This is a genomic window from Phenylobacterium sp. (assembly GCF_031412415.1).
Lineage (GTDB): Bacteria > Pseudomonadota > Alphaproteobacteria > Caulobacterales > Caulobacteraceae > Phenylobacterium.
In genome coordinates, this window is record NZ_JANOCX010000414.1 from 1 (window position 1) to 3,611 (window position 3,611).

Genomic DNA, 3,611 nt, shown 5'->3' on the forward strand with positions numbered 1-3,611 from the left:
CGTCGAAACCTCCGGGCCGCACGGGCAGGCGAATTACCTGTCGCGCCGATGCAGCGGTACGGGGCGGGCCGAGGCGGTAAAGGATGTGGGCCGCGCCGTGCGCTGCACATCCGAGGCTGCGTTCACCTTCATCCGCGCTCTCCAGTCCCGGCACGCGGCCTTGCGCCCGGACCGCCCGCTGCGCCGCAACGCCTTCGACGATCACCTGATCGCCGCCCTGCACGAGGCCTTCGAAACCCTGCAAGGCGCAGAGGGCGTGCGGGTGGTGTTCCTGCGCGGCGCCGGCGGCACGTTCAGCGCTGGCGCCGACCTGGAATGGATGCGCGACGCCATCGAGCGGTCGGAATCCGACAACCGCGAAGACGCCATGGCCATGGCCGTGATGCTGAAGAGCCTGCACGACATGCCGGCCCTGACGGTGGCCCTGGTCGAGGGCGGGGCCTTCGGCGGCGGCGCGGGTCTGGCGGCGGCCTGCGACCTGGCCGTCTGCACAGCCGAGGCCAAGTTCAGCTTCTCGGAGGTCCGCCTGGGCCTGATCGCGGCGACCATCAGCCCCTATGTCGTCGAAGCCATCGGGCCGCGCGAGGCGCGGGGCCTGTTCGCCACGGGGCGGATCTTCGACGCCACCTACGCCGACAAGATCGGCCTGGTCACCGAGGTGGTCGCCGACGGCGCTGGGCTCGATGCGGCCCGCGACCGTATCTCCCACGAGATGATGGCCTGCGCGCCGGGCGCCGTGGCGGCCTCCAAGCAACTGGTCGACGATGTCGCCCATCGCCGGGTGGAGGACGTGATGGAAGAGACCGCCAAGCGCATCGCCCGCGCCCGCGTCGGCGACGAGGGCCAGGAGGGCGTCCGCGCCTTCCTCGCCAAGCGCAAGCCGACCTGGGCGCTCTAAGGCGCCGTGACCCTGCATCTGATCAAGTTGGTGGTCGGCTGCGACACCATCCAGGACCTGCTCGACTGGCATAAGGATCTGAGCGAGCCCTGGATCATGCGCACCCGCCAGACGCCCAAGCGCGCCGCCGACCTGCTGGATGGAGGGTCGCTTTACCGGGTGTTCAAGGGGGTGATCCTCTGCCGCCAGCCGATCCTGGCGGTGACCACAGTGGGCGAGGGTGTCACGGCGCGCTGTGAGGTGGAGGTCGATCGGAACCTGGTCCGCGTGGCCCCGACCCCGCGCCGCGCCTTCCAGGGCTGGCGCTATCTGGAGCCCAAGGACGCGCCGCCGGATCTATCGAGCGCCGACGATGGCGACATGCCGACGGACCTGGCGCGAAAGCTACGAGAGGCTGGAGCCTGGTGAGGCCGGGTCAGGCTCCGCCCGACGTCAGGACAAACCCCTCGTAATCATCGGCGGCGACCTGTTCGCACTTCTCGCGATAGACGGGGAAGCCGCCGATATAGGGCATGAACACCCTTGGCTTCCCGGGCACGTTGGCGCCCAGGTACCAGGAATTGGCCTGCGGATAGAGGGTGGTGTCGGCCACCTCGTTGACGTGGGCGACCCAAGCGTCCTGGGCGGCGTCGGTCGCCTCGATGGCGGCGACCTGGCGTCCGCCCAGGTACTCGATGCAGTCGGCGATCCAGCCCACGTGCTGCTCGATGGCCACGGCCATGTTGCACAGCACCGAGGGGCTGCCGGGCCCGGTGACGGTGAACAGGTTGGGGAAACCCGCCACCATAAGGCCTAGGTAGGTGCGCGGACCCTCCGCCCACCGGTCCTTCAACGCCACGCCGCCACGCCCACGGATGTCGATGTTGTTTAAGGCGCCGGTCATGGCGTCGAAGCCGATGGCGAAGACGATGGCGTCGAACTCGTACTCGGCGGCCGAGGTGCGCAAGCCCGTCGGGGTGATGGCCTGGATCGGAGCCTTGGCGACGTCCACCAGGGTGACATTGTCGCGATTGAAGGTGGCGTAGTAGCCGGTGTCGACGCACAGACGCTTGGTGGCGATGGGATAAGATGTGGGGAACAGGGTCTCGGCGACCGCGGGGTCCTTGACGATCTCGCGGATCTTGCCGCCAACGAATTGCGCCGCCGTGGCGTTGGCGGCCGGGTCGACGATGATGTCGGCGAAGGCGCCGATCAGGCTAAAGCCGCCCCGCGCCCAGCGTTCCTCATAGATGCGGGTCCGCTCCTCGGCCGGCGTCTCCAGCGCCAGATCTTCTGTGGCCTCGACCGCACGGATGCCGAAGCCGGTCTCGCGGCCCTCCTGGCGGTACTGGGCGCGATTGGCTTTCCAGTCTTCCACCAGGGCCGGATCAAGCGGTCCGTTGTGCGCCGGCACGCTGAAATTGGGCGTGCGCTGGAAGACGTGCAGATGGGCGGCCTGCTCGGCGATGTGCGGGATCGACTGGATCGCCGAGGACCCCGTGCCGATCACCCCCACCCGCTGGCCGGTGAAATCGACACCGTCATGCGGCCAATGGGCGGTCTGATAGGTCTTGCCCTGAAACGACTCCAGGCCCGGGAAATCCGGGCTATTGGCCACCGAAAGGCAGCCCGTGGCCATGATGCAGTAACGGGCCGAGACCTGCTCGCCGCCATCGGTGATCACCGTCCAACGATTGGCGGTCTCATCGAAGGTCGCTGAGGTCACCCGGGTCTCGAAAGCGATGTCCCGCGTCAGGTCGAAGCGTTCGGCCACGTGGTTGAGATAGGCGAGGAGCTCAGGCTGGGTGGCGTAGCGTTCGCTCCACTCCCACTCGGCCTCGAGCTCGGGGGAAAAGGAATAGGAGTATTCCATGCTCTCGATATCTACCCGCGCGCCGGGATAGCGGTTCCAGTACCAGGTGCCGCCCACCCCGGTTCCGGCCTCAAACACACGCACCGAAAGCCCCTGCGCGCGCAGCCTGTGCAGCATGTAGAGGCCGGAGAACCCGGCTCCCACGATCACGGCGTCGATGGCGGTCGGGCTGGCGGATGTGGCGGACATGGCGGTCGCTCCCCTGAGACCGTCACGTTAGCGCGACTTTCTGACAGCGCAGCGAAAATCGAACGACGTTAGGCGATCGCCATGTTGTCGATCAGCCGAGTCTTGCCCAGGTGGGCGGCGGCCAGGATTCGGGCCTCGCCGGTGATGCGGCCTGGACCCAGACGGGTGAGGTCGACGGGATGACGGACCTCGAAATAGTCGATCTTGCCAAAGCCGGCGCGTTCCAGGGCCGCCAGGCCTGTGGCTTCCACCCGCTCCACGCTTTCGCCGGCGCGCAGCCGGCGACCAGCCTCTTGAAGGGCGGCGGCGAGGGCAGGGGCGACCTCCCGCTGTTCGGGGGTTAGATAGGCGTTGCGGGATGACAGGGCCAGGCCGTCGGGTGCGCGAGCGGTGGGGCCCCCAAGCACTTCAGTCGGGATGTCCAGGTCGGCGACTAGGCGCTTGATCACCTGGAGCTGCTGGTAGTCCTTCTCGCCGAACACCGCCACGTCCGGCCCGCACTGGATCAGCAGCTTGGCGACGATGAGGGCCACGCCGCCGAAGTGACCAGGGCGGGCGGCGCCGTCCAGAGGTTCGGTGACCCCGCTAACCTCGACCCTGGTGGAGAACCCCGGCGCATACATCTCGGTGACGCTGGGCGCGAACAGCAGGTCGCAGCTGGCGCCCGCCAGC

4 protein-coding genes are annotated in these 3,611 nt (G+C 68.2%); 2 read left to right on the forward strand and 2 right to left on the reverse strand.

Annotated features, from left to right (window positions below; translation table 11 throughout):
* Nucleotides 1-130 precede the first annotated feature (130 nt).
* Both RMO04_RS19265 and RMO04_RS19270 read left to right on the forward strand, forming a co-directional pair.
* Nucleotides 131-898, forward strand: coding sequence for an enoyl-CoA hydratase-related protein (locus RMO04_RS19265; protein ID WP_309646390.1), 768 nt, complete (start codon nucleotides 131-133; stop codon nucleotides 896-898).
* A gap of 6 nt (nucleotides 899-904) precedes the next feature.
* A complete protein-coding gene (locus RMO04_RS19270) occupies nucleotides 905-1,306 on the forward strand; it encodes a DUF1489 domain-containing protein (protein WP_309646387.1) in 402 nt (133 codons plus the stop codon).
* A gap of 7 nt (nucleotides 1,307-1,313) precedes the next feature.
* Here RMO04_RS19270 and RMO04_RS19275 read toward each other — a convergent pair whose 3' ends face one another.
* Together RMO04_RS19275 and RMO04_RS19280 are read right to left on the reverse strand one after the other, a co-directional pair.
* Nucleotides 1,314-2,939 (reverse strand): NAD(P)/FAD-dependent oxidoreductase, encoded by a 1,626-nt coding sequence (locus RMO04_RS19275; RefSeq protein ID WP_309646388.1) that lies wholly within the window; start codon nucleotides 2,937-2,939, stop codon nucleotides 1,314-1,316.
* Between the two features lie 68 nt (nucleotides 2,940-3,007).
* Nucleotides 3,008-3,611: pantoate--beta-alanine ligase (locus tag RMO04_RS19280; protein WP_309646389.1), on the reverse strand; the 604-nt coding region annotated here is incomplete at its 5' end.

Excerpts from the sequence above, each read along its gene's own strand:
- RMO04_RS19275 (WP_309646388.1), bottom strand. The coding sequence starts at position 2,939 with ATGTCCGCCACATCCGCCAGCCCGACCGCCATCGACGCCGTGATCGTG.